We start from the raw sequence: 419 nt of genomic DNA on the forward strand, positions 1-419 counted from the left end.
GAACTCGTCGAGAGCGGCGGCCTCGCCCGCGAGCTCGGTCTCCGTCGCCCCGAGTAGCGGGAACCGGGCGACGTGTTCCCCGCCCACGCGGATGATCCTGTTCACGGTCCCCGTGAGAGGCACGGCTCGCACCGGCTCTCCGCGCAGTTCGGGGAACCGCCGGGCGATCAGGCGTGCCGCCGCCGCCGTGTCGAGCGCGAGTTCCCCTTCATGCATCCGACGAGGTCAGCTCTGCAGGCGTGCGATCCACGCCTCGACCTCGTCGGCCGTGCGCGGGATGCCGGCCGAGAGGTTCACCGGACCGTCCTCGGTCATCACGATGTCGTCCTCGATGCGCACGCCGATGCCGCGGAGCTCGGCGGGCACGGTGAGATCGTCGATCTGGAAGTACAGCCCCGGCTCGATCGTGAACACCATGC

1 protein-coding gene and 1 pseudogene are annotated in these 419 nt (G+C 70.2%); both read right to left on the minus strand.

Annotated elements, in window-relative coordinates; genetic code table 11:
• Nucleotides 1–216 (minus strand): annotated as a pseudogene (locus DSP71_RS02680) (hypothetical protein); the annotation flags it as partial.
• 9 nt (nucleotides 217–225) lie between these two features.
• Nucleotides 226–419 (minus strand): M24 family metallopeptidase (locus tag DSP71_RS22985; protein WP_258546227.1); only part of this gene is annotated, 194 nt, incomplete at its 5' end.

Source organism: Microbacterium sp. H6 (assembly GCF_003314775.1).
GTDB classification, from domain to species: domain Bacteria; phylum Actinomycetota; class Actinomycetes; order Actinomycetales; family Microbacteriaceae; genus Microbacterium; species Microbacterium oxydans.